This window comes from Micromonospora fluostatini (assembly GCF_050410825.1).
GTDB classification, from domain to species: Bacteria; Actinomycetota; Actinomycetes; order Mycobacteriales; family Micromonosporaceae; genus Micromonospora; species Micromonospora rosaria.
Window position 1 is genome coordinate 5,781,846 of record NZ_CP191251.1, and the last position, 24,898, is coordinate 5,806,743.

Here is a 24,898-nt window from a genome sequence, read left to right on the forward strand (position 1 = left end):
ATGTGTAGTGCGGACAGGTCGCTGGGAGGCGTCGTATGAAGAATCGTCCTCGTGGCGGGTTGGGCCGTGGGCTCGGGGCACTCATCCCCACCGGGCCGGCGCAGACCACTGCGGTCGTACCGCCGGAGGCGGACACTGCCCCGGCCACCGGCCCGGTCGACAGCACCGTCCCGGCCGAGCCGACCGTACCGGTCAACGGCGCCGCCGCGCCGGCGGAGGCCGTACCGCCGGCCGTCGTGGCGAGCCCGGTGCCGCCGGCCGAACCCGAGCTGGCGCTCAGCCCGGTGCCCGGCGCACGGTTCGCGGAGATCCCGGTCGACTCGATCCTGCCGAATCCCAAGCAGCCGCGGCAGGTCTTCGACGAGGAGGCCCTGGAGGAGCTGAAGACCTCGATCGAGGAGGTCGGCTTCCTCCAGCCCATCGTCGTCCGGCAGCTCGACGAGGAGAAGTTCGAACTCGTCATGGGCGAGCGGCGGTGGCGCGCAGCGCAGGCCGTGGGCCGGGAGAACATCCCCGCCATCGTCCGGGACACCCGGGACGACGCGATGCTCCGGGACGCGCTGCTGGAGAACATCCACCGGGCGAACCTGAACCCGCTGGAAGAGGCCGCCGCCTACCAGCAACTGCTGGAAGAGTTCGGTGCCACGCACGAGGAGTTGGCCCGGCGGATCGGCCGGAGCCGTCCGCAGATCTCCAACACCATCCGCCTGCTGAACCTGCCCGCCCAGGTCCAGCGCCGGGTGGCTGCCGGGGTGCTCTCGGCGGGACACGCCCGTGCCCTGCTGAGCCTCGACGAGCCGGAGGCACAGGAACAGTTGGCCCTGCGGATCGTGGCGGAGGGGCTCTCCGTCAGGGCGACCGAGGAGATCGTCGCCCTGGCGCTCAGCGACGGCACCGCGCAGAGTGCCACCCCGAAGCGCCGTCCCAAGGCACACGCGCCGGCGCTGACCGACCTGGCCGACCGCCTCTCGGACCGGTTCGACACCCGGGTGAAGGTCGACATCGGCCGGAGCAAGGGGAAGATCACCATCGAGTTCGCCACGGTGGACGACCTGGAACGGATCGTCGGCATCATCGGGGTCGAACCGGAGGAGAGCCAGGAGAACTGAACTACACGAGTCCCGTCGGGTGGGGCGTGCGATTCCAGACCGGATCGCACGCCCCACCCGCTTTTCGGGGTGGGGGGCCTTCGCCGCCGCCGGTGGGACTTCTCCCGTCAGGATCTCGCCGACGGTCTCCGTCTGCCGGCGGTCGTCCCCCACGCGGCGCGGACAGCACCAACCGTCCGCCGGACGACGCGCCGCAGTGCGGTGCCGGGCACCGGCCCAGGGCAGCGTGCGGCGGGCAAGAGTGCCGAAGGCACGTTCCGGCGCAGGCCGGCCGTGGCGAGCGGGGACGGCGAGCGGGGACGGCGAGCGGCGGATTGAGCCGTCGGGACGCGGGCCCAGCGGCGTCCTGGGCGCGGTTTCACGTGAAACGCCGGCCAAGGGATACCCCCGCCAGTTTTTCGTCCGTAGACCACGACAGCCCGCTCGCCGTCCCCACACCAGCGAGGGCAGGCACCAAGCCTGTACCGGGACGACCCCGAGCGTCGCCGACCTCGGAGTACCTGACGGACATCCCGCCCCTGGGCCGGGGCGTGACGGCTCAGCCTCGATCCACCGATGCGGTTGCCGCTGATGGCCAATTGATCTTTTTGTGATTGGTGATTCGGCAGGGTGTGTGGGAGCCGCCGATTACGTGATCGGCTTGCTCCGGTTGGGTGGTTCGGGGCGGGTAGCGGGGGTTGTGGCCTGTGGTCGGGCCGCCTGGTTCCGGCTGGTGGGTCGTGGTCAGCCGGGTGCCGGCCCGACGGCGGTGTAGAGGTTGTCGAGCGCTGCTTGCCAGGGCCAGTGCTCGGGTAGGTGCACGATGATGGTGCGGGCCCGGTGGGCGAGGCGGGCGGCGACGTTGATGATCCGGGTGCGGATGGTGGCCGGGCGGGCGGTCGCCCAGGCGCCGGCGGCGAGGTGTCCGGCGGCGCGGGTGAGGTTGTGGGCGATGCCGGCGCAGGTCAGCCAGGTGTCGTTCGCGCTGAACCGGCCCGAGGGCAGGTGCGCGAGGGGTCCGGCGATCAGGTCGGCGTTGACCTGCTCGATGATCGCGTGTTGGCGGTGCTGGGCTTCGGCCTGCACGAGCGTGTAGGGGCTGTCGGTGAACACCGCGTGATACCGGTAGGTGGGCAGCAGTTCTTCCTGGCCCGGGGCCTGGGCGGGGTCGTCGCGGCGGACGCGGCGCACGATCAGCCGGGCGGTGATCTGGTGGCGGGTGCCGGCGAACGCGGTGTACTCGGTCTCGGCGATCTGCGCGTCGGAGATCCACCTTCCGGCGTCGTCGTCCCAGACGGCCTGCGGATACTTGATGTCGATCCACTGGGCGTCCGTGATGCTCTCGCAGGCGGTGCGGATCTTCGCGTCGATCCGGGTGGTGAGTGAGAACCGCACCTTGCGGCGGCGGCAGGCGGCGATGACGGTCTTGGCGTAGAACGCCGAGTCGGCGCGCACCACGATCTCCCCCGTTGCGCCGCACGAGCGGGCCGTGGTGATCGCCTCGGCGATCATGCTGGCCGCACCGCGGGCCGAGCCGGCGTTACCGGCGCGCAGTCGGGTGGCGGCGATCACCGGCACCGACAACGGCGTGGACAACGTCGCCACCACAGGGTTGTAGCCGCGCAGCCAGACGTTGTAGCCGCCGACCTTGGCGTGGCCGAACCCGATGCCCTGCTTGCGCTTGCCGAACACCCGCCGCAGCATCGAATCGATGTCCACAAAACACAGCGTGTCGGCGCCGGCCAGCAGTGGTGCCCGCCGAGCCAGGCCGATCAACGTGTCTCGGGCGGCGGCCTGCAACTGCCGCACATGCCCATGGGTGAACGTGCGCAGGAACGAGCCGAGTGTCGAGGGCGCGTACACGCTGGTGAACAGCGACCGCATGCCGCCGTGCCGGGTCACGTCGAGGTCGTCGATGCTGTCCGCACCGGCGAGCATCCCCGCGATGATCGTGGCGACCTTCCCGGCCGGGTTCGCGCCCTTGTCCGTCGGCAGGCTCAACCGGTCGGTGACCGCGTCATGCAGACCGGCCCGCTCGGCCAGCCGCATCACCGGCACCAGCCCGGCACACGACACCAGATTCGGATCATCAAACGTCGCGCGCACCACCGGCGCGTCATGGCGTAATCTCACCTGCGAGGTGCCCTTTCGAGCCGAACGATAGAAGCGTGAGAACTCCTATCCTTCCAGCTCAAGGGGCACCTTCTGTCTACGGGGTCTCGCCAACCCAGCCTTCATCGGTGGATCGAGGCTCAGAGGGTGCGAGACGAGGAAGCAGAGAAGACTGCGGGCGGACAGGGACGAGCGACCTGCCGTCGGCGGAGCGGCCAGGGCCTGGCGGTCAGCCGCCGTACGCGAGCCGGCTCGGGAGAAGGCCTGTGGATAACCGGGGACGCCTCGTACGCGGCGGACGGGCGGATGCCGTGCCGTCGAGCATCTGTCGGGGCCCGGCTGCGCTCCTCACCGACCGCACCACTCGGACACCAGCCTCGCTTCACCGGCCAAGGGATACCGAGTCGGACCGCCTGGACCCCTCGGCAAGGACTGGCTCGCCGCAGACTCGGCGAGTCCGGGTCGAGCACCCGGAGTCCGCCCGGAGGCTCCCATGCCGTCCCTACCGGCCTCGCTCTCGGCCGGCTGTGCCGGGCACGAGCGGCATCCACAGGCCGGACCGCCCGCGAGGCCGAGGTATCCGAGGGTCATCAGGAGGGATGGCTCGAAGGGGCGCTGGCCGGGCGGTGGACACCGTCGTCCCTCGACAGGGAGCACAGCCGGGCCGGTAGGACCAGGGCCGGGGCGACGGACCCATCCGGGTGGTCCGCTGCGCGGCCATCCCCAAGATCAGCAAACGGGACGGCTGTCCACAGCCGGTGCTTCCTCCGCGAAGTTATCCACAGCGGTTTTCCACAGGCTCACTCGTTTCACGTGAAACAGCGCGTCAATCGGGGTGCGAGCCTGTGGATGACGGCGTGTGTTGAAGGATCACCATGCTGTGGACAACGCTCGGTCGGCCGCCCCCGGTGCCCGGATGAAGATCCGGTTGCCCGGGGTAGGGACAGCGCCCCCGGACTCGGTTAGGGTCAGCGTCGTGCACGAAACCCCTCCCGCAGTGCCGGATTTCACTCAGTGGCCGTCATTCCCCTTCGAGGGGGAGCTGCGGGTCAAGCAGCTCGAAGACCCCGTCCCGGTGGAACCTCCCCGCAAGGGTGAAGGGCAGCGGGAGTGCACCGCGTGCAGCGCGCCGGACGACGCGTACATCTGGGTGGGTGAGCGGTGGCGGGTACGGGCCATGGACCGGCCGACCGGCCTGCCGATGGTCCTCATCCTGGAGTCCCGGTCCCACCTCGACCTCGGGGACCTGCCGAACCTGCTCGCCGCCGAGTTGGGGGTGATGACGGTACGGCTGGAGCGGGCCATCCGGTCGCTGGACGGGGTGGCCCGGGTTCACGTGAACCGGTGGGGTGACGGCTCGTCCCACTTCCACATGTGGTTCCTCGCCCGCCCGTACGGGCGGCTCCAGCTTCGCGGGACCTTCCTCTCCCTCTGGGACTCGATCCTGCCCCCCATCTCCGAGGGGCAGTGGCGGGAGAACCTCGCCATGGTCGCCGCGTGGCTCGCCGAGTTCGAGGGACGGCCACTGGCCGAGCCGCCCCGGATCCAGTGGCAGGCGCCGTCGAGTCTGGGCACCGCAGCCGCCGCCGACACCGGCGCCAAGGAGGAAGACGAAGGCTCCTCGGTTATCGAGGCGGCCGACGAACTGCCCTGACCGGCACCCGACCGCACCGAACCCGCTCAGGAGACGAACGGGTACGGCGGACGGCAGCGCCAGCCGGGAACTGCGGCGGGGATCGGCCTCAGGGGCGGCGGGCGGCGGCCCGCGCGACCAGCGACCCGAGGACCCGACCGAAGTCCAGCCCGGCCGCCTGCACCGCCAGCGGCAGCAGCGAGGTTTCGGTCATCCCCGGTGAGACGCTGACCTCCAGCACGTTCGGCCGGCCGTCGGCGTCCACGATCAGGTCCACCCGGGAGAGGTCGCGCAGCCCGAGGGCGGTGTGGGCGGCCAGTGCCACCTCGGCGACCTCCCGGGTCACCGCCGGGTCGAGCCGGGCGGGCGCGTGCCAGGTGGTCCGGCCGGCGGTGTACCGGGCCGCGTAGTCGTACACCCCGTTGCGGGGGACGATCTCGACCGGCGGCAGCGCCTGCGGGCCGTCGCCCAGGTCGACCACGGACACCGCCACGTCCATTCCGGTGACGTACCGCTCGACCAGCGCCGTGGAGTCGTACGCGAAACAACCGACCATCGCGGCCGGCAGGGACGCGGAGTCGCGGACCACCGCGGCGCCGAGCCCGGAGCCGCCCTGCGCGGGCTTGACCATCAGCGGCAGGCCGAGCCGGTCCACGATCCGGTCGAGCACCGCCACCGCGCCCAGTTCGGAGAAGCGGTCGTGCGGCAGCGCCACCCAGTCCGGGGTGGGGATGCCGGCCTCGCGCAGCACCGCCTTCGCCGAGGGCTTGTCCCAGGCCAGTCGGGCGGCCCGGGCGTCGCACCCGACGTAGGGGATGCCGCAGAGGTCGAGGACGCCCCGCAGCGAGCCGTCCTCACCGGTGGCCCCGTGCAGCGCGATGACCACCGCGTCCGGCGGGTCGGCGGTCACCGCCGGCAGGAGCGCGACGTCGGCGTCCCGCAACTCCGCCTCCAGCCCGGCGGCGCGCAGCGCGTCCAGGACCCGGCGGCCGGAGCGCAGCGACACGTCCCGCTCGTAGGAGAGACCCCCGGCCAGGACCAGCACGTGCAGGTCGGTGGCGTCGGCACGGTCGTCCGAGCTGATGGTGGAACCGGTCACGACGGATCGTTCGGCAGCGGTGGCACCCATGCCGGAATCATGCCAAGTCAGGTCCGGGGGTGTCCGCACCGGTCTGCCTGCGGCGCGGGGCGGGGTCGCCGACCGCGCCGAAGACCCGGCGCATCGCGATGTCCTGCTCCATCACCGAGGCCAGCCGGCGGACCCCCTCCCGGATCCGCTCCGGCGACGGGAAGGAGAAGTTCAGCCGCATGTTCCCGGCGCCCGTGCCGTCGGCGAAGAAGCCGGTACCCGGGACGTACGCGACCCGGGCGGCGATCGCCCGGGGCATCATCGCCTTGGCGTCGAGGCCCTCGGGCAGGGTGGCCCAGACGAAGAGCCCGCCGGCCGGCCGGGTCCAGGTGGTACCGGCCGGCATCAGGTCCGTCAGCGCGCCCAGCAGCGCGTCCCGGCGTTCCCGGTAGACCTCCCGGTAGACCTTGAGCTGCTCCCGCCACGGCATGGTGCCCAGGTAGGTGGCGACGGCGCTCTGCGCGTACGCGCTGGGGCAGAGGATCTGCGCCTCGCTGGCGATGACCAGCTTGTCGCGGACCGCGTGCGGGGCGAGGATCCAGCCCACCCGCAGGCCCGGGGCGAAGGTCTTGGAGAAGGTGCTGAGGTAGAAGACGCCGTCCCGGCGGCGGGCCCGCAGCGGTCGCGGCGCGTCCCCCTCGAAGCCGAGCTGGCCGTACGGGTCGTCCTCGACCACCAGCAGGCCGGCCCGCTCGCAGATGTCGAGCACCCGCTCCCGGCGCTCCTCGCTCAGCGTCACGCCGGCCGGGTTCTGGTACGTCGGGATGGTGTAGAGGAACTTCGCCCGGCGGCCGGAGCGGGCCACGTCGGCGATGGCCACCTCCAGGGCCTCGGGGACCAGCCCCTGGTCGTCCATGGGGACGTGCACGACCTGGGCCTGGGCGGCCTGGAACACCCCGAGTGCGCCGACGTAGGTCGGCCCCTCGGCGAGCACCACGTCACCCGGGTCCAGGAAGAGCCGGGCCACCAGGTCGAGCGCCTGCTGACCGCCGACGGTCACCACCACGTCCTCCGGGGAGGCGCCGCAGGCGGCGTCGATGCCGGAGAGCGCCATCACCTCGCATATCCGTTCCCGCAGCTCCAGGGTGCCCTGGCCGATGCCGTACTGGAGGGTGGTGGTGCCGTGCTCCGCGCCGAGCTTGCCGAGCATCTCGCCGACCGCGTCCAGCGGCAGCGCGGCGATGTAGGGGGCGCCACCGGCGAGGGAGACCACCTCGGGGCGGCTGGCGACGGCGAAGAGTGCCCGGATCTCCGAGGCGGTCATGCCTCGGACCCGCCGGGCGTACCGGTCGGTGTAGTCGTCGAGCGTCGTGCCGGTCATGACATCACCTCGATCGCGTCTCGGGAGGCTCCCCGCCCCGGGTACCCGGGGGACCGGCGGCCATGGCGGCGCGGACACCGGTTGGTCGATCCTAGTCCCGTCCGACCAGGTCCGTCGGCACGGCGGACAGATCGTCCACATCCCGGACCTCCGGTGGGGCCGGCGCGTCCGGGCCGGCCCGGCGGGCGGGGCACCGGCGGCGGGTTTGCGCGTCGGCTCCCGTACGGGCCGTGGACGGCGTACCATCGCCTGTCGGAGGCAGACGAGTGCGGCGGCGTCCCGTCGTCGCCGGGCGGGGGTCCGTTGCCGCCGGGCGGGGCGATGTCGGCTTGGTCGTCCCGTGCCGGACCCACCTCCGAGCCTACTGTGGGGATGCGCCAATGTCGCGACGCCTGGTCAGCCTGACTCTCGACACCCTGGAGGACCTGCCCACCCGGTGCCGGCAGTGCGTCCACTGGGAGCTGGACCCGGTCTCCGCCGAGCGGGCCTGCGCGGCCGGTGACCCCGGGCTGGAGAAGGAGGCGTGGGTCTCGCAGACCCTCCTGGAGTGGGGCTCCTGCGGCAAGCTCGTCTACGTCGACGGGATGCCGGCCGGCTTCGTCATGTACGCCCCACCGGCGTACGTCCCCCGCTCGATGGCCTTCCCCACCTCCCCGGTCTCCGCCGACGCGGCGCTGCTGACCATGGCGCACGTGGTGCCCAACTTCGCCGGGGGCGGGTTGGGCCGGATGCTGGTGCAGGGCGTCGCCCGGGACCTGACCAAGCGGGGCATCAAGGCGATCGAGGCGTTCGGGGACGCCAAGTTCGGTGACTCCGACGACCGGACGGGCGGCTGCCTGGCCCCGGCGGACTTCTTCCTCTCCGTGGGTTTCAAGACGGTCCGGCCGCACCCGCGCTACCCCCGCCTGCGGCTGGAGCTGCGGACGGCGCTGAGCTGGAAGTCCGACGTCGAGTACGCGTTGGAGAAGCTGCTCGGGTCGATGAGCCCGGAGACGCTGCTGCGCCCGGTCCGCCCGGCGCCGGCCACCCGTTCCACCCCGGGCTGACCGGCCGTCCGGTGGCACCCTGGTCAGTTCGGCACCCGGCCGGCGGCCACCGCCGCCCGCAGTTCGCTGACGTCGATCGAGCCGGTCGGCACGTCCCGCTCGATGGGCAGGTACATCCGCTGGACCGCGGCGACGATCGCCTCGGCCACCCGGTCGCGGAACCGGGGGTCGACCAGCCGTCCCCGGTCCGCCGGCGAGGTGAGGTACCCGACCTCCACCCGTACCGCCGGCATCCGGGTCAGTCGCAGCAGGTCCCACGCCTTGGCGTGGGAACGGCAGTCCCGTAGCCCGGTGCGGGCGACGATCTCCCGCTGCACCAGGCCGGCGAGGCGTTCCCCGGTGGCCGAGGTGACCCCGTTGTCGGTGCCGTAGTGGTAGGTGGCGACCCCCTCGGCGGCCGGGTTGGCGTGCCGGTCGGCGTGCAGCGAGATGAACACGTCCGCGCCGAGGGAGTTGGCGAGCTGCGCCCGGTCGGTGTCCGGCAGGCAGGTACGCGGGGCGGGCCCCCGGGTGAGCTGGACCCTTACCCCGGCGGCGGCGAGCCGGCCCTCCAGCCGGCTGGCCAGGTCGTGCACCAGGTCCGCCTCGGTCCAGCGGAGCAGGCCGTCCGGTACCACCACGCCGGGGTCGGTGCCGCCGTGCCCGGGGTCGACGACCACGGTCCGGCCGACCAGGGTGGGACCGGACTGGCGGATGGCGTCGGACTCGCGCAGCCACTGGGGGCGTCCGCCGACCACCTTGCGGCCGAGCCGGCGCAGCGCGCCCATGGTGTGCGGCCCGCACGAGCCGTCCGGTTTCAGCCCCACCTCCCGCTGGAACTGGGCCACCGCGCGGGAGGTGCGGATGCCGTAGATGGCGTCCGCCCGGCCCACGTCGTACCCCATCTCCAGCAGCCGTTCCTGCAACGAGCGGACGTCCTCGCCGATCAGCGGCTCGGGTACGGCGTGGTAGAGGGTGCGGGCACCGAACCGCCAGCGCGCCGCGTCCAGCGCCCGCCAGGTCTCCTCCCCGACCCGGCCGTCCGCGCTGAGCCCCCGGGACTGCTGGAAGGCCCGGACCGCCCGTTCGGTGTCGGCGTCGAACTCGTCGCAGGAGGTGCGCCCGTCGGCGGGGGCGAGCAGGTCCAGGCCGGTCAGGACGGCGCGGATCTCCCGTACCGCGGTGCCCTGGTCGCCGGGTCGGATCGGACGCACGCACGACCCCCTCTTCGCGGATGCTGGCTGGCCGGACGTCGTGGCCGAACGGACCGGAGGCAGCCGAAATGCCCTGGTTTCGACTGCCTAGGGAGCGTATCCCGGCGGCTGGCGACGCGCGGTGCGTTGCCACGATGCGTCGGTCGCCGGAATCTTCCCGCCCGGCCGCCCCCGGAAACCTCGCCGCCCCGGCGGACTGCCCCGGCCGGGGCGCAAGCGGCGGAGGCGGGCGCCGGGGAAGACCAGAGACCCCCGTCACCCGGAGTGGGCGACGGGGGTCTCTGGGTGTGGCGGGTCAGAGCGCGGACTGGATCAGCTTGACCAGGTCGCCCTTGGGCTTGGCACCGGCGATCGACTGCACCGGCTCGCCGTCCTTGAACACGGTGAGGGTCGGCACCGACATCACCCGGTACGCCCGCGCCGTCTCCGGGTTCTCGTCGATGTTGAGCTTGACGATGGTGACCTGGTCCCCCATCTCGCCCGCGATCTCCTCCAGCAGTGGCGAGACCTTGCGGCACGGCGCGCACCACTCGGCCCAGAAGTCCACCAGCACCGGCTTGTCGGACTTCAGCACGTCACTGGCGAAACTGGCGTCGGTGACCGCTCTCGTTGCTCCCACTATGCCCCTCCTCCGGGTGTGTGTCGGTTTGGTCAGCCCAGGGTGGCGATGAACCGCTCGGCGTCGAGCGCGGCGGCGCAGCCGGTCCCGGCGGCGGTGATCGCCTGTCGGTAGGTGTGGTCGACCAGGTCACCGGCGGCGAAGACACCGGGCACGCTGGTCCGGGTGCTCGGCGAGTCGACCTTGACGTACCCCTCGTCGTCGAGGTCGACCTGACCCCGGAAGAGTTCGCTGCGCGGGTCGTGGCCGATGGCGACGAAGACGCCGGTGACGTCGAGAACCTTGCTCTCGCCGGTGTGCACGTTGCGCACCCGGGCACCGGTGACCTTGCCGTCGGCGCCGAGGATCTCCTCGACCACGGTGTTCCACTCGACCTTGATCTTCTCGTTGCCGAGCGCCCGCTCGGCCATGATCTTGCTGGCCCGGAACGAGTCCCGGCGGTGCACGATGGTCACCGACTCGGCGAACCGGGTCAGGAAGCTGGCCTCCTCCATCGCCGAGTCGCCCCCACCGACCACGATGATGTGCTGGTTGCGGAAGAAGAAGCCGTCGCAGGTGGCGCAGGACGACACGCCGTGTCCGAGGTACTCCTGCTCGCCCGGCACGCCCAGCGGACGCCAGGCGGAGCCGGTGGCCAGGATGACGGCGCGGGCCCGGTACGCGGTCTCGCCCACCCAGACGGTGCTGACGGCGTCGGAGCCGGTCGCGCCGGTGTCCACCAGCTCGACCCGGGTCACGTCGTCGGTGAGGAACTCCGCGCCGAAGCGCTCGGCCTGCTTGCGCATGTTGTCCATCAGCTCGGGGCCGAGGATGCCGTCGGCGAAGCCGGGGAAGTTCTCCACCTCGGTGGTCGTCATCAGCGCACCGCCGGACTGCACGCCCTCGATGACCAGGGGCTTCAGGTTGGCGCGGGCGGCGTAGACCGCCGCCGTGTAACCCGTCGGCCCGGAGCCGATGATGATGAGGTTACGGACGTCTTCCACTGCCGTCTCCCGATGTGTGTCGTCGCCACCGCCTCCGGCGGGGGGACGCCGGGTGAGGTGCCGATCCGTGTGCCGACGGTTCAGCGACGCCGGCGGCTGACTTGCAGAACGTCATGGTAAGAGCGGGGATTCCCGAACCGGTCAGCCGGTGGGTCACGTCACGTGGACGGTCACCGCCGGATGACCGCGACCTCACCCTACCCGCGTCCGGTAGCGGGTGTCCGCGTCGGAGCCGTCGAGGCCACACTGCGGACCGCTGGCCCAGGCCCACCGGGCGCCGGTGGCGTCCACGAACTCGACGACCAGCGCCGGCCGTCCCTCGAAGGTGGCGTAGTCGAGCACTTCGACGGTGACCGGGGCCCCGCCGTGCTCGGCGACGATCCCGGCGAGGCACCGCTCCAGCGCGGGCCGCCCGGTGAGCCGGTCCAGCGCGTCGGGCAGCGCCCTCGACGGCTCCCCGGTCGTGGTGTCGTCCGGCGTCGACGCGGACGCCGCCGACCCCTTCGGCGCGACGACGCCCTCGCCGGCCAGGACCGTCGGGGTGTAGTCGCGCCCGCTGCCCTGGCCCGGCACGGCGGTCAGGACGAACGGCAGGGCGGACATCGGGGCGGCGGCCTCCGGGGCACCGGGTGCCGCCTCGGTCATCGCCGTGTCGGCCACCTGGCTGTCCTGGCTCTGCGGCCACCACTGGTGCACGCCGAGCCCGACGGCCGCGAGCGACACCGCCGCGACCGCGACCGGACCGGCACCGCGCAGCCAGCGGCGTCGCCGCCGGCCCGGACCGGTCTGCCCGCCCGGACCCTCCGCCGGCCGCCGGGTGCCCGGCCGGGCGGCGGGGACCGTGGTGGTGGCCCCGGCCGCGGCCGGCTCGTCGGCCGGGGTGTGCCGGGCGCCGGCCACCACCGGATCGCTGCGGTGCTGCTCGACGGTGGGGGCGGACGGCTGCGCGGCGAGGGCGGCGGTGATCCGGTCGACCACGGCGGGCGGGGCCACGGGCGGGGGCGTACCCCAGTCGGCCAGGTCGGCCCGGACCGCCGCGAACGCGGGCACCAGCGCCGCGTGGGCGTCGGCCCAGGCGGGGTCGTCGGCGACCAGGCGCGCGACGACGGCCTCCTCCGGCGTGCCGTCCAGCGCTCCGCCCAGGTAGTCGGCGAGCAGGTCGAGATCGACCTCCCGGAACTCCCCGGCCGTCACGGTTCCTCCCCGATGGCGTCCTGCCGGGAAAGCCCCGACGCTGATCCGACGCCCTCCGCCGGCTGTGGGTTCCCACCGGTGACCGACGGCACGTCCGGCGCGGCGGGCCGGCCGGCGCCGGTGGTCGGCCGGAGGTGCCCGAGCATGATCGCCAGCCGGGCCCGTCCCCGGGCGCACCGGCTCTTGACCGTGCCCTCGGCGACGCCCAGGATCCGGGCCACCTCGGCGACGGGGTACCCCTGCACGTCGACCAGGACGAGGGCGGCCCGCTGCTCCACCGGCAGCTCCGCCAGGGCCTGCCGGACGACCAGGGCGGTGTCGTGGTCCCGGGCGGGGGCCACCGGCTCGACGCCGCCGGTCGCCCGGTCGCCGTCCCCGGCGCGCCCGCCGTCGGGCAGCGGCACCGTCGGGTGGGCCTGCCGACGCCTGATCCGGTCCAGGCAGGCGTTCACCACGATCCGGTGCAGCCAGGTCGTCACGGCCGCGTCACCCCGGAACCGGGCGGCGGCCCGGTGGGCCGACAGCATGGCGTCCTGGAGCGCGTCGGCGGCCTCCTCGCGGTCGCCGACGGTCCGCAGCGCCACCGCCCAGAGCCGGTCCCGGTGCCGGTGGAACAGCTCGGCGAAGGCGCCCCGGTCCCCGGCGGCGTGTGCGCGGAGCAGGTCGAGATCCGACGCCTCGGGCGTCAGGCCGGGCTGGGCCGGCACGGACGACCCGGTGCCGGCGTACGAGGTGGCGCCGGTCGGCGACCCGTTCGCCACCGGGCCGGGAGTACGGTCACCGCCGGTCATCACCATGCCCGGCCGGTGCCGCGACGAGCCCCACTCACGACCCCTGGACCGTGATCTCCTGGACGCCGACCTTGTACCCGCCGTCGCTCGGCGGCAGCTCGATCAGCCAGAACATCAGGTAGCGGTACTTCTTGTCGGCGTCGAAGCCGTTGAAGGTCATGGTGGTGCCGTCGTGCTCCTCGAACGGCTGGCCGATCGGGTTCTTCTCGTACGACGTCAGCAACTGGTCGTCGGCCTGGTTCGAGGAGCCGCTGACCGGCGCGGTGCCGGCGTAGAGCGCGGCGGAGGCACCGACGGCGGAGAGGTTCACCTGCACCGACTTGACGGTCCGCTCGGCGCCGAGATCGATCCAGACCCCCATGCCCCGCTTGTAGTTGCCGAACCGCCCGGAGCCCCGGTACGTCTGGGTGGCCCAGCCCTCGTCCTGGTCGCCGTCGTACACCTTCTCGGCGCCGTCGAGGCCGACCCGGTCCCGGCTGTCCGGGTCGATGATCTGGGCGCGGGCGATGTCGAGCTTGCGGACCTGCGGCGCGGGCGCGGTGGTGTCCTCGGCGGCCGGCGCGCTGGCCGACGGCGCGGCGGCGGGGAGGTTCTGCGTCGGCGTGTCCTCGTCCCCACCCAGCACGCTGATCCCGACGAGGAGCGCGACCAGGGCGACCGCGAGCACGCCGGCGATGCCGAAGGCGACCTTCCGGCCGCCGGCGGCGGCCAGCGGAGAGGGCTCGTCACCGGTGTCGGCGGTGAACCGCAGCGGCCCGGTCGGCTCCAGGAACTGCTCCTCGCCGGGGATGTCCAGGCGGGACAGTTCGGCCGTGAGCACGTCCGCCGAGGTCGGGGTGATCGCCGGGTCGAGCAGGTCCATGGTCAGGTCGTCGAGGTACGCCGGGATCCCGGCGCGGATCTGGCGGGGCGCGGCGAGGACGCCGCTGGTGTCGCGCAGCGCGTCCGGGATGGCGGCCCGGCCGTGCCCGGCGGTGGCTCCGCGCAGCGGCACCTCGGTGTGCGGCCAGTGCCCGGTCATGGCGAAGTAGAGGATGCCGCCGATCGCCCGGATGTCGTTCTCCTGGCTGTCCGCGCCGTCGGTCCGCGCGTCGGCCAGCACCACCCGGCCGTCGTCGCTGATCATGACGGTGCCCGGGTGCACGTTGCCGTGCACCATGCCGGTGGCGTGGACGGCGGCCAGGGCGCTGGCCACGGCGTTGCCGACCGCGGTGGCGCGGGCCGGGTCGAGCGGGCCGTCGGCGACCATCTCCCGCAGCGACAGCCCGTCCACCCACTCGCGGACCACGTACGCCCGGTCGGCCTCGTCGATCGCGTCGTAGACGCCGACCAGGTTGGGGTGGATGACCCGGCTCGCGGCGACGGCGGCCTGGAGCATCTCGGTGGCGGAGTCGCCACCCGGGTAGCGCAGCACGACCGCGACGGGGCGGCGCAGGATGACGTCGACCCCGCGCCAGACCTGCCGGCCCGCGCTGTCGTTGTTGATGTGCTCGACCAGCTCGTACCGTTCGGCGAGGATCTCACCGACTGTGGGAGCACCGAAGGTGGCGACCGGCGGCGCGCTCTCCGCCGTCTCCTGACCCTCGCCGACCTGGGTCACCCGTCCTCCCTTGGTGATCGTGTCGATCGATGGACCCGCGCTGCTGGGCATGTGGCTGTCCGCTCTGCCTTGCTGGAACCGGTCGCCCGGTCGACGCGGGGCGTCGGCGGTGCCGTATCCGTCGACAGCGACCTTACCCGGCTGGGTCGTCCCACCGACATGTCATCTTTCCGCCGTACCCGGCGGGGTGTCAGAACTCAGGCATTCTGTCCGGTTCCGACCGTTGTCAGCCGCGTTGCTGGCACATGTACTGGCCAATCTAGAGGTTCTCCGCACGTCGCCGGTGCGCGCCCCGCCCCGACCACGCCGACCGGATTCCCACCGCCGGACCCCCCAACCTCAGCCGTACGGCTGGTTATCCACAGGCCGAAATGGTGGCTCACCCGCGAAACGCTGGGTTATCCACAGGCTCATCCCCAGGCTGGTGATCGTCGCTCACGTTCCGTGCGCGGCCGGCGGCCACCCTTCGTGCGGCTTCCCGTCACCCTGCGTGTGGTCGCCGGTCACCCGCGCCGGCTCAGCGGCCGAGCTTGCGGCGGACCATGCCGACCACCTCGGTGATCTCGCCGATCCGCAGCACCATGGCCAGGCCCAGGTACGTCCCGCCGATCGCCGCGCCGCCGACCAGGAGCTGCACCGCCGCCGCCGCCCAGCCCAGGCTCTCCCGGTCGCCGGGGAGCAGGTTGACCACCAGCAGACCGACCAGCGCCGCGCCCAGGGCCGCGACGACCACCTTGCCCATCGTCCGGGTGATCGCACCGAGCCCGATCCGCCCCACCCGGGGCCGGAGCAGCATGGCCGAGAAGATCGCCGCGGCCACGTACGAGACCGCGTTGCCGACCATCATGCCGGCCGCCGCGAAGGTGGCCGAGAAGGCGATGTAGAGCCCGACCTGGAGCAGCACCCGCAGCGCCACCACCGGGATGTTCACCAGCGCCGGGGTGCGGGTGTCCGGCAGCGCGTAGAAGGCGAAGATGAAGAGCTGGCTGATCGCGAAGGGCACCAGACCGATCGCCGCCACCAGCAGCACGGTCGAGGTGGCGACCGCGTTCTCGCCGGTGAACGCGCCGTACCGGAAAACCACCACGGAGATCGGGGCGGCCAGCACCGCGTAGCAGACCGCGATCGGGGCGAGGACGGCGGTGACCATCCGGGTGCCCCGGGACAGGTCGGCGGTGAGGTCGTGGAACCGGCCGTCGGCGGCGGCGGCGCTCATCCGGGGCATCAGCGCGGTGATGATCGAGACGGCGATGATGCCGTGCGCCATCATCAGCAACAGGAAGACGTTGTTGTAGATCAGCAGACCGGCGCTGTCCTCGCCGGCCGCCCGGGTGAGCAGGTTGACCACCACGAAGAGGCCGAGCTGGTTGACCGCGACGTAGCAGAACATCCAGCCGCCGAGCCGGGCCAGCTCGGCGAGCCCCAGCTTGCCGAAGTCGAACCGGGGCTTCCACCGGAAGCCCACCTTGCGCAGCGCCGGCAGCAGGCCGATCGCCTGCACCGCGACCCCGGCCAGGGTGCCGCCACCGACCAGCAGGATCTGCCCCCAGCCCAGGTCGCCCGGGGTGAGCGCCTCCGCCCCGAAGATCACGATGTAGAGGCCGAAGACGCCGATGACCACCAGGTTGTTCAGGATCGGCGCCCACATCGGCGCGGCGAAGTGCCCCCGGGTGTTCAGCACCGCGGCGATCAGCGCGCTCAAACCGGTGAAGAACAGCATCGGCAGCATCAGCCAGGAGAGCTTGGTGACCAGGCCGGTGTAGTCGTCGTCGTTGCCGCCCGCGTAGAGGGTGGTCAGCACCGGTGCCGCGACCACCGCGATCAGCACGGCGGCGGCGAGCGCGAGCACCGCCAGGGTGAGCAGCCGCTGGGCGTACGCCTGGCCCCGGTCCGGGTCGGTCTTGCTGCGCCGGACCAGCACCGGGATCAGCACGCTGGTGAGCACCCCGCCGAGGAGGAACTCGTACACCTGGTTGGGCAGGAACTGCGCGGTGGTGTAGACGTTGCCGACGAGGTTGCCCAGCGCGGCGCCGATCATCAGGTTGCGGATGAAGCCGGTACCCCGGCTGACCAGGCTGCCCAGCGCCATGATCGCGCTGTTCGCCGCCGCGCTGGACTCGGCGACCTGCTCCTGGGGCGGCGCGGTGGCCTCGACGGCGGGCTGGTTGAGCGGCTCGGCGGAGATGAAGGTGGCCCCGTCGTCCGGCGGCGGCCAGCCACCCTGCGCGGCGTTCGCGCTGCGGTAGAGCCCGCCGCTCATCTGTCGCCTCCCGGAGGTAGGTCGGGCCGGGTCGCGGCCTGCACGCCACAGACCTTAGTCAACCCCCGCCGCTTACCCACGCCCGGCGGACATCAGCGCGGAACCGCCCGATAGGCTGGCGATCCGATGTCCGAAGCCTCCGTACCCCCTGTCGCCGACCGCCGCGAACTCACCGCCGCGCAGCGCAACGCCGTCGCCGAACTGCTCCGGGTCTCGCCGGTCGCCGACGAGCTGGGCCGCCGGTTCGCGCACGCCGGCCACGAGCTGCATCTGGTGGGGGGTTCCGTCCGGGACGCCCTGCTCGGTCGCCTCGGCGACGACCTCGACTTCTGCACCGACGCCCACCCCGACCAGACGCTGCGGATCATCCGGGGCTGGGCCGAGTCGGTCTGGGAGACCGGGCGGGAGTTCGGCACCATCGGCTGCCAGCGCGACGGGCTGCGGCTGGAGATCACCACCTTCCGGGCCGAGGCGTACGACCAGGTCAGCCGGAACCCGGTGGTGCGGTACGGCAGTAGCCTCGTGGAGGATCTCAAGCGGCGGGACTTCACCGTCAACGCGATGGCGGTGAGCCTGCCGGAGCACCGCTTCACCGACCCGTACGGTGGGCTGGACGACCTGGCCGCCAAGATCATTCGTACCCCGGGTACGCCGGCGGAGTCCTTCGGCGACGACCCGCTGCGGATGCTGCGCGCGGCCCGGTTCGCCGCGCAGCTCCGCTTCGCCGTCCACCCGGACGTCCGCTCGGCGATGACCCGGATGGCCGCCGACCTGGACCGGATCACCGCCGAGCGGATCCGGGACGAGTTCACCAAGCTGCTCTGCGGGGCCGACCCGGTGACCGGGCTGCGGCTGCTGGTCGACACCGGGCTCGCCGACCGGTTCCTGCCGGAGCTGACCGGGCTCAAGCTGGAGATCGACGAGCACGCCCAGCACAAGGACGTCTACGAGCACACCCTCACCGTGGTCGACAACGCGGTCGCCCTGGAGGAGGACGGCTGCGACGTCGTCCTGCGGCTGGCCGCGCTGCTGCACGACGTGGGCAAGCCGGCGACCAAGGCGGTCGGGTCGGACGGCCGGGTCAGCTTCCACCACCACGAGGTGGTCGGCGCCCGGCTGACCAAGGCCCGGATGAAGGCGCTGCGCTACCCGAAGGACGTCACCGCGCAGGTGGTCAAGCTGGTCGGCCTGCACCTGCGCTTCTACGGGTACGGCCGGGGCGAGTGGACCGACTCGGCGGTGCGCCGGTACGTCACCGACGCCGGGGACCTGCTGCCCCGGCTGCACAAGCTGACCCGCTCGGACTGCACCACCCGCAACCGGCGCAAGGCGGCCCAGCTCGCCAGCGACTACGACGCGCTGGAGGAGCGGATCGCCCGGATCGCGGCCGAGGAGGACCTCGCCCGGGTCCGCCCCGACCTCGACGGCAACGCCATCATGGAGCTGCTCGGCGTGCCGCCCGGGCCGATCGTCGGGCAGGCCTGGAAGCACCTCAAGGAACTGCGCCTGGAGCGGGGCCCGCTGGACCGCGACGCCGCCGAGGCGGAGCTGCTGCGCTGGGCCCGCGAGCAGGGCGTACGCGACTGATCCCCGGCGGCTGGCTCGGTCAGCCGACCCGCTCTCCCCACCCCGGACCGGGCCGCGGCCCGGCGGTGTGCGCAGGGTGTGCCGTCAGTCGGGAACCTGACGACGAAACGCCGGCGTATCGACCGATCGGATGAGGGAAATTCCGTCGACCACCATCCATGATGGTGCAGGATCTACTCGGCCCGCCGGAGTCGCCGCGCGGCCGGTGGACCCATCTCCCGCCGTCCAGTCAGGACGGCGATGACCAACGGGGAGTCACTGAGTGATAAATCGTGGCGTGCTGCGCCGCTCCGCGGTGGCCGGGCTGGCGCTCGTCTCCGCAACCTCCTTCGCCTGCGTCGCCACCGGCGGTGCCGCGCTGGCCGATCCGGCCGGCCCGAAGCGGGCACCGGTGCGCGGCGCGGAGAACCCGGGCGCCGTGCCCGACCGGTACATCGTCGTCCTCAAGGACAAGGCGAGTGCCAGCGCGACCCGCGCCACCGCGTCCGCGCTGACCAAGGCCCACGGCGGCAAGGTCCGCCAGGTCTACACCAAGGCCCTCAACGGCTACTCGGCCGCCATGACCCGGGCCCAGGCGCAGCGGCTGGCCGCCGACCCGTCGGTGGCCTACGTCGAGCAGGTCCAGAAGGCCACCGCCAGCGCCACCCAGACCAGCCCGCCCTGGGGGCTGGACCGGGTCGACCAGGTCACCCCGAAGACCAACAACACCTACACGTACCCGAACACCGCCAGCAACGTGACGGTGTACGTCCTGGACAGCGGCATCGACGTCAACCACAGCGACTTCGGTGGCCGGGCGGTCGACGGCTGGGACTTCATCGACAACGACCCGGTCGCCGAGGACTGCGACGGTCACGGCACCCACGTCGCCGGCACCGTCGGTGGCACCAAGTACGGCGTGGCCAAGGGTGTCAAGCTGGTCGGGGTCCGGGTGCTCGACTGCTACGGCGGGGGCACCAGCGAGCAGATCCTCGCCGGCATCGACTGGGTGACCGCGAACGCGGCCAAGTCGTCGGTGGCGAACATGAGCCTCGGCTTCGGCGGCATCAACCAGGCGGTCGACGACGCGGTCAAGCGCTCCATCGCGGCCGGCATCACCTACGTGCTGGCCGCCGGCAACAGCCTGCAGGACGCCTGCCAGATCTCCCCGGCGAACGTGCCGGCGGCGATCACCGTCGGGGCGACGGACAAGATCGACTTCCGGGCCTGGTTCTCCAACTACGGCCGCTGCCTCGACATCTTCGCCCCGGGCGTGAGCATCGTCTCGGCGAAGGCGGGCACCACCTCCGGGTCGGTGGCCTTCAACGGCACCTCGATGGCCGCCCCGCACGTGGCGGGCGCGGCGGCGCTGCTGCTGCAGAGCAACCCGGGCTGGACCCCGAAGCAGGTCCGTGACTCGATCGTCACCAACGGTTCCGCCGGTGCCGTGCACGACACCCTCGGCTCGGTCGACCGGATGCTGCGGGTCGGCAAGAACTCCGTGGCGCGGAGCTCCTTCGCGTTCAAGGCCCGCTCCAACGGCCTCTACGTCACCGCGCAGAACGCGGGCAAGGACGCGCTGCTCGCCAAGGGCGCCGCCATCGGTGGCTGGGAGAAGTTCGACATCGTCGACGCCGGCTCCGGCCTGGTGGCCCTGCGCGCCAAGGCCAACGGCAAGTACGTGTCCGCGCAGAGCTCGGGCACCAAGCCGCTGCTGGCCCGGGCGAGTGCGATCGGTGGCTGGGAGAGGTTCCAGCTCGTGCACAACATCGACGGTACGGTCAGCCTGAAGGCCCAGGTCAACGGCAAGTACGTGACCACCCCCAGCACCGGCAAGTCCGCGCTGATCGCCAGCAAGACCACCATCAGCACCTGGGAGAAGTTCGACCTGGACGCCCCGGCGCCGGTGGTCAGCATCAAGTCGAAGGCGAGCAACAAGTTCGTCACGACGCCCAGCACCGGCAAGTCCCCGCTGATCGCGACCAAGACGAGCGTCGGCAGCTGGGAGAAGTTCGAGGTGGTCAACCTCGACGGCGGCTTCTTCGCCCTCAAGGCCCTCTCCAACGGCAAGTACGTCACCGCGGAGAGCTCGGGCACCAAGCCGCTGATCGCCCGGAGCGCCTCGATCGGTAGCTGGCAGGTGTTCGACTTCCTGGAGTACAACCAGGACGGCACGATCTACCTGCGGGCCCTGGTCGACGACCAGGCCGTCACCGCCGGCAGCGCCGGCACCAGCCAGTTGATCTCCAGCAAGAACATCAACTGGGGCAGCGAGACCCTCGGCCTCGGCAACGGCGAGAAGTTCTTCGTCGCCGCCGTCTGAGCCACCCGTGACACCGGCGCCCGCCGGTACCGCCCCTCGACGGGGGTGGTACCGGCGGGCGCCGCCCGTTTCCGGGCCGGGGACGGGACCGGACCGCCGTCCCGGTCAGCGGGCCACGGTGCTGCCGTCCACCGTGGCCCGGCCGGTGTCGCCGTTCGCCGTCGTGGGGACGACGCTCTGCGACGCGCCGAGCTTGGCCAGCAGGCTCGTCAGGTCGATACCGGTCAGGTCGCTGCCGAGCTGGAGGCCCTGGGCGACGTTGCCGGCGACCGACTTGGTCAGCGAGGAGGCGCCGTCGGTGGAGATGACCGTCATCTTGTCGATCGCGCCGATCGGGGCGCTGGCCGCCTCGACCACCTGCGGCAGCACCTTGACCAGCAGGTCCAGCACGGCTGCCTCGCCGTACGCGCCGAACGCCTCGGCCTTGCGGGCCATCGCCTCGGCCTCGGCCTGGCCCTTGGCCAGGATCGCGGCGGCCTCGGCCTGACCCTCCCGCTCGATCGCCTCGGCGATCGCGGTCCGGCGCCGCTGCTCGGCCTCACCCTCCTTGGCACCCTCGATCGCGTTCGCCTCGGCCAGCGCCGCCCGGCGGGCCCGCTCACCCTCGCCGGTGAGCCGGGACTGCTCGGCGGAGGCCTGCGCGGCGGCGATGGTGGCCTGCCGCTGCGCGTCGGCGTTGAGCACCGCCGCGTTGCGGGCCGCCTCGGCCTCCTGCTCGACCTTGTACCGGGCCGCGTCGGCCGGCTTGCGGACCTCGGTGTCGAGCTGGCGCTCCTTCAGCTCGGCGTTGCGCTCGGCCACCTTCTGCTGCTCGGTGAGGATCGCCTGGTCCCGCTCGGCCTGGGCCAGCGGGCCGGCGGCGGCCGACTTGGCCTTCGCGGCGTCGATCTCGGACTGGATCGCGGCCTGCTTCAACGAGAGGTTCCGGTTCGCCTCGGCGATCGCCTCCTCGGCGAGCAGGCGCTCCTGCTCGGCGTGCTGGCGGGCGCGGGCCTCGGCGATCGCCGCGTCCTTGAGCACCCGGGCCGCCTCCGGCCGCCCCAGGTCCTGCAGGTACGACCCCTCGGCCAGGATGTCCTGGAGCTGGAAGGTGTCCAGCACCAGACCCTGGTTGGTCATCGAGTGCTCGGCCTCCTCGGCGACCGCGCTGGCGAACGCCGCCCGGTCCCGGATGACCTCCTCGACGGTGAGCCGGCCGACGATCGAGCGGAGCGCACCGGCCAGCACCTCGCGGGTGAAGTCCTCGATCTCGTCCTGCTGGTGCAGGAACCGCTGGGCGGCGGCGCGGATGGCGTCCTCGGTGCCGCCGACCTTGACGATCGCCACGCCCTGGAGGTCGGCCCGGATGCCCTGCTTGCTGACCGCGCCCTTGATGCTGACGTCGATCCGGCGGCTGGACAGGTCGAGCGTCTGGATCTTCTGCACCACGGGCAGGACGAAGACCGAGGCGCCGAGCACGACCTTCTGCCCGGAGTTGTCGGTGGACCGGCTACCGTCGGCACCCTGGGTGGTCCGCCCCTTGCGACCGGTGACGATGAACGCCTCGTTCGGGCCGGCGACCTTGATCCGGGAGAGGACGAACAGGACCAGGATGAGGACGAGGAGGACCGCGCCCCCGATGGCGATGAGTAGTGGCATGGGGCTCCCTAGCTAGGTTTTTCAGTAGGTCTCGACGTGCACACTGGTCTCGCTGAGCGTCTGCACCACGAAGATCTGCGTGCCGACCGGGATCGGTCGGTCGGCGCGGGCGTTGAGCTTGACCGGCTGGCCGGCGACCCGGACCCGCACCTCGCCGTACCCGTCGGCGGGAACCGGCGTGACCACCAGCCCGAGCGCGCCGACCAGGTGGTCGCGGGTGGGGGTGGGGTCGGTCCGCATGTTCCGCGCCGCCCGGCTGAGCCGGGACGCGAGCCAGGCGGTGGGGATGGCCGCGGCCGCCCCGCCGCCCGCCGCCGCGGCGATCAGCGCGGGACTGCCCGCGCCGAGCAACTCGTTGACGATCGCCCCACCGAAGCCGAAGGCGCCGGTGAAGCCGGCGACCACCTCGACGGAGACCGGGCCGTCGACGTCGCCGCCGAGCGCGTCGAACAACTCGGTGCCGAGCAGCGCGAGCGCCAGCACCACGACGCCGACCGCGCCGATGATGAGGAAGATCAGAGTCCCGTTCGCCACGCCCCGCAGGGTATCGACGCTGCGCAAACATGCGGCAGTGTGAGATGTGCCGCAGCCCCGTCGACGGGTGGTGCGACCGACCGGGCGGCGGGCCCACCGGAGGTCCGGGCGGGGCGGTGGCGGACAATGGCCGGATGCGCTGGACCGTGCTCGACTCCCCGATCGGCGAGTTCTCGGTGGCCACCGACGGGACCGCGGTGTGCGCGACGCACTTCGGCCGGATCGGTTCGGCCGTCGACGCGGCGGCGACTTCCCAGCCCGGTGCCGAGCCGGCGGACGAGGTGGACGCGCGGGTGGTCGCGGAGCTGCGGGCGTACTTCGCGGGTGAGCTGACCGAATTCACCGTACCGCTGGTGGTGCGCCAGGGGTCGGAGTTCGAGCGGGCGGTCTGGCGGGAGATGACCCGCATCCCGTACGGGGAGACGCTCACCTACGGCGAGGTGGCGCGGACGCTCGGCGACCCGGGGGCGGCCCGCGCGGTCGGCGTGGCGTGCAACCGGAACCCGATCCCGGTGATCGTGCCGTGCCACCGGATCGTGGGTGCGGGCGGGAAACTGGTCGGCTTCGGCGGCGGCCTGCCCCGCAAGGTCACCCTGCTGGAGCTGGAGGCCGGGGTGGCCCTGCGCCGGGCCTGGTCCTGACCTGTCGCGCGCCGAGCGGCTGGGCCGCCTGCCACCCGCCCCACCGCCCCCACCGCTCAGACGGCCGTGGGGCCGGATCCACCGGGACCCGGCCCCACGGCCGTACTGCTGGTGTCGCTGGTCAGCGGGTCAGCGCTCGACCTCACCGGCGATGAACGCCTCGACGGCGGCGTGCGCGTCGTGGTCGGCGTACTGCACGGGCGGGGACTTCATGAAGTACGACGAGGCCGACAGGATCGGGCCGCCGATCTTCCGGTCCAGGGCGATCTTCGCGGCGCGGACCGCGTCGATGATCACGCCGGCCGAGTTCGGCGAGTCCCACACCTCGAGCTTCAGCTCGGCGTTGAGCGGGGTGTCACCGAAGGAACGGCCCTCCAGGCGGATGTACGCCCACTTGCGGTCGTCCAGCCACGGCACGTGGTCCGACGGGCCGATGTGCACATCGCTCTTGGCCATCTCGTGCGGCACCTGGGAGGTCACCGACTGGGTCTTCGAGATCTTCTTCGAGACCAGGCGGTTGCGCTCCAGCATGTTCATGAAGTCCATGTTGCCGCCGAAGTTGAGCTGGTACGTGCGCAGCAGCTCGACACCCCGGTCCTCGAAGAGCTTCGCCAGGGCCCGGTGCACGATGGTCGCCCCGACCTGGCTCTTGATGTCGTCGCCGACGATCGGCAGCCCGGCGTCGGTGAACTTCTGCGCCCACTCGGGGTCGGAGGCGATGAAGACCGGCAGGGCGTTGACGAAGGCGCAGCCCGCGTCGATCGCCGCCTGGGCGTAGAACTTGTCGGCCTGCTCGGAACCGACCGGCAGGTAGGAGACGACCACGTCGACCTGGGCGTCGCGCAGCGCCTGCGCCACGTCGACCGGCTCGGCGCCGGACTCCTGGACGATCTCCCGGTAGTACTGGCCCAGACCGTCGAAGGTCGGGCCGCGCTGCACGGTGACGCCGGTCGGCGGTACGTCGCAGAGCTTGATGGTGTTGTTCTCGCTGGCGACGATCGCCTCCGCGAGGTCCATGCCCACCTTCTTGGCGTCCACGTCGAACGCCGCCACGAACTCCACGTCCGAGACGTGGTAGTCGCCGAAGGTGACGTGCATGAGACCCGGGACGCGGTCGTTCGGGTCGGCGTTCCGGTAGTACTCCACGCCCTGGACCAGGGACGAGGCGCAGTTACCCACACCGACGATGGCGACGCGGACGGAGCCCATAGCGTCTGCCTCCTTCTT

The 24,898-nt window shown here is 72.4% G+C and carries 19 protein-coding genes; 6 read left to right on the forward strand and 13 right to left on the reverse strand.

The genetic code is table 11. From position 1 onward, the window contains the following. The first annotated feature begins 35 nt into the window (after positions 1-35). Positions 36-1,109, forward strand: a complete 1,074-nt coding sequence (locus ACQUFX_RS25665) for a ParB/RepB/Spo0J family partition protein (protein WP_428962811.1) — start codon at positions 36-38, stop codon at positions 1,107-1,109. Between the two features lie 723 nt (positions 1,110-1,832). Here the strand turns inward: ACQUFX_RS25665 and ACQUFX_RS25670 are convergent. Then, entirely contained in the window at positions 1,833-3,221 is a 1,389-nt protein-coding gene (locus ACQUFX_RS25670) for an IS1380 family transposase (protein ID WP_428962273.1), read from the reverse strand. Between the two features lie 1,054 nt (positions 3,222-4,275). Between ACQUFX_RS25670 and ACQUFX_RS25675 the strand changes: the two genes are divergently transcribed. Then, positions 4,276-4,854, forward strand: coding sequence for a hypothetical protein (locus ACQUFX_RS25675; protein ID WP_428962812.1), 579 nt, complete (start codon positions 4,276-4,278; stop codon positions 4,852-4,854). Positions 4,855-4,942: 88 nt separating this feature from the next. On the opposite strand, the gene ACQUFX_RS25680 is transcribed toward ACQUFX_RS25675, so the two are convergent. Both ACQUFX_RS25680 and ACQUFX_RS25685 read right to left on the reverse strand, forming a co-directional pair. Further along, positions 4,943-5,962, reverse strand: coding sequence for a D-alanine--D-alanine ligase family protein (locus ACQUFX_RS25680; protein ID WP_428962813.1), 1,020 nt, complete (start codon positions 5,960-5,962; stop codon positions 4,943-4,945). 7 nt (positions 5,963-5,969) lie between these two features. Continuing rightward, a complete protein-coding gene (locus tag ACQUFX_RS25685) occupies positions 5,970-7,283 on the reverse strand; it encodes an aminotransferase-like domain-containing protein (RefSeq protein WP_428962814.1) in 1,314 nt (437 codons plus the stop codon). Between the two features lie 380 nt (positions 7,284-7,663). Between ACQUFX_RS25685 and ACQUFX_RS25690 the strand changes: the two genes are divergently transcribed. After that, the gene (locus ACQUFX_RS25690; RefSeq protein WP_428962815.1) at positions 7,664-8,329 is read left to right on the forward strand and encodes a GNAT family N-acetyltransferase; all 666 of its coding nucleotides are present in this window, start codon (positions 7,664-7,666) and stop codon (positions 8,327-8,329) included. 23 nt (positions 8,330-8,352) lie between these two features. Here ACQUFX_RS25690 and ACQUFX_RS25695 read toward each other — a convergent pair whose 3' ends face one another. The 7 genes from ACQUFX_RS25695 to murJ form a co-directional block, all read right to left on the reverse strand. After that, entirely contained in the window at positions 8,353-9,522 is a 1,170-nt protein-coding gene (locus ACQUFX_RS25695; protein ID WP_428962816.1) for an N-acetylmuramoyl-L-alanine amidase, read from the reverse strand. Between the two features lie 295 nt (positions 9,523-9,817). Beyond that, a complete protein-coding gene (trxA, locus tag ACQUFX_RS25700; RefSeq protein WP_067366564.1) occupies positions 9,818-10,141 on the reverse strand; it encodes a thioredoxin in 324 nt (107 codons plus the stop codon). Positions 10,142-10,173: 32 nt separating this feature from the next. Continuing rightward, a complete protein-coding gene (trxB, locus tag ACQUFX_RS25705; RefSeq protein ID WP_067366561.1) occupies positions 10,174-11,124 on the reverse strand; it encodes a thioredoxin-disulfide reductase in 951 nt (316 codons plus the stop codon). Positions 11,125-11,316: 192 nt separating this feature from the next. Beyond that, positions 11,317-12,318 (reverse strand): hypothetical protein, encoded by a 1,002-nt coding sequence (locus tag ACQUFX_RS25710; RefSeq protein WP_428962817.1) that lies wholly within the window; start codon positions 12,316-12,318, stop codon positions 11,317-11,319. Further along, complete coding sequence (gene sigM, locus ACQUFX_RS25715) at positions 12,315-13,115, reverse strand: RNA polymerase sigma factor SigM (RefSeq protein WP_428962818.1); 801 nt, start codon at positions 13,113-13,115, stop codon at positions 12,315-12,317. Before sigM ends, ACQUFX_RS25710 begins: the two co-directional genes overlap by 4 nt. Positions 13,116-13,143: 28 nt before the next feature. Further along, positions 13,144-14,760 (reverse strand): protein kinase family protein, encoded by a 1,617-nt coding sequence (locus tag ACQUFX_RS25720; protein WP_428962819.1) that lies wholly within the window; start codon positions 14,758-14,760, stop codon positions 13,144-13,146. Between the two features lie 466 nt (positions 14,761-15,226). Beyond that, positions 15,227-16,969, reverse strand: coding sequence for a murein biosynthesis integral membrane protein MurJ (gene murJ / locus ACQUFX_RS25725; RefSeq protein ID WP_428962820.1), 1,743 nt, complete (start codon positions 16,967-16,969; stop codon positions 15,227-15,229). 126 nt (positions 16,970-17,095) lie between these two features. Here murJ and ACQUFX_RS25730 point away from each other — a divergent pair, with 126 nt between their 5' ends. Together ACQUFX_RS25730 and ACQUFX_RS25735 are read left to right on the forward strand one after the other, a co-directional pair. Next, positions 17,096-18,556 carry a CCA tRNA nucleotidyltransferase gene (locus ACQUFX_RS25730; protein ID WP_428962821.1) on the forward strand — a complete coding sequence of 487 codons (1,461 nt, stop codon included), beginning with the start codon at positions 17,096-17,098 and terminating at the stop codon, positions 18,554-18,556. A gap of 262 nt (positions 18,557-18,818) precedes the next feature. Further along, positions 18,819-20,858: a S8 family serine peptidase gene (locus ACQUFX_RS25735; protein WP_428962822.1), complete on the forward strand. Its 2,040-nt coding sequence runs from the start codon at positions 18,819-18,821 to the stop codon at positions 20,856-20,858. A gap of 105 nt (positions 20,859-20,963) precedes the next feature. On the opposite strand, the gene ACQUFX_RS25740 is transcribed toward ACQUFX_RS25735, so the two are convergent. Together ACQUFX_RS25740 and ACQUFX_RS25745 are read right to left on the reverse strand one after the other, a co-directional pair. Then, positions 20,964-22,496, reverse strand: coding sequence for a flotillin family protein (locus ACQUFX_RS25740; protein WP_428962823.1), 1,533 nt, complete (start codon positions 22,494-22,496; stop codon positions 20,964-20,966). A 21-nt stretch (positions 22,497-22,517) separates the two neighbouring features. Then, positions 22,518-23,039, reverse strand: coding sequence for a hypothetical protein (locus tag ACQUFX_RS25745; RefSeq protein WP_428967075.1), 522 nt, complete (start codon positions 23,037-23,039; stop codon positions 22,518-22,520). Positions 23,040-23,164: 125 nt separating this feature from the next. On the opposite strand from ACQUFX_RS25745, the gene ACQUFX_RS25750 reads away from it, so the two are divergent. Continuing rightward, positions 23,165-23,671, forward strand: a complete 507-nt coding sequence (locus ACQUFX_RS25750) for a methylated-DNA--[protein]-cysteine S-methyltransferase (protein WP_428962824.1) — start codon at positions 23,165-23,167, stop codon at positions 23,669-23,671. A gap of 129 nt (positions 23,672-23,800) precedes the next feature. Here the strand turns inward: ACQUFX_RS25750 and ACQUFX_RS25755 are convergent, their stop codons facing one another. Next, complete coding sequence (locus ACQUFX_RS25755) at positions 23,801-24,880, reverse strand: inositol-3-phosphate synthase (protein WP_067367849.1); 1,080 nt, start codon at positions 24,878-24,880, stop codon at positions 23,801-23,803. Positions 24,881-24,898: the final 18 nt, after the last annotated feature.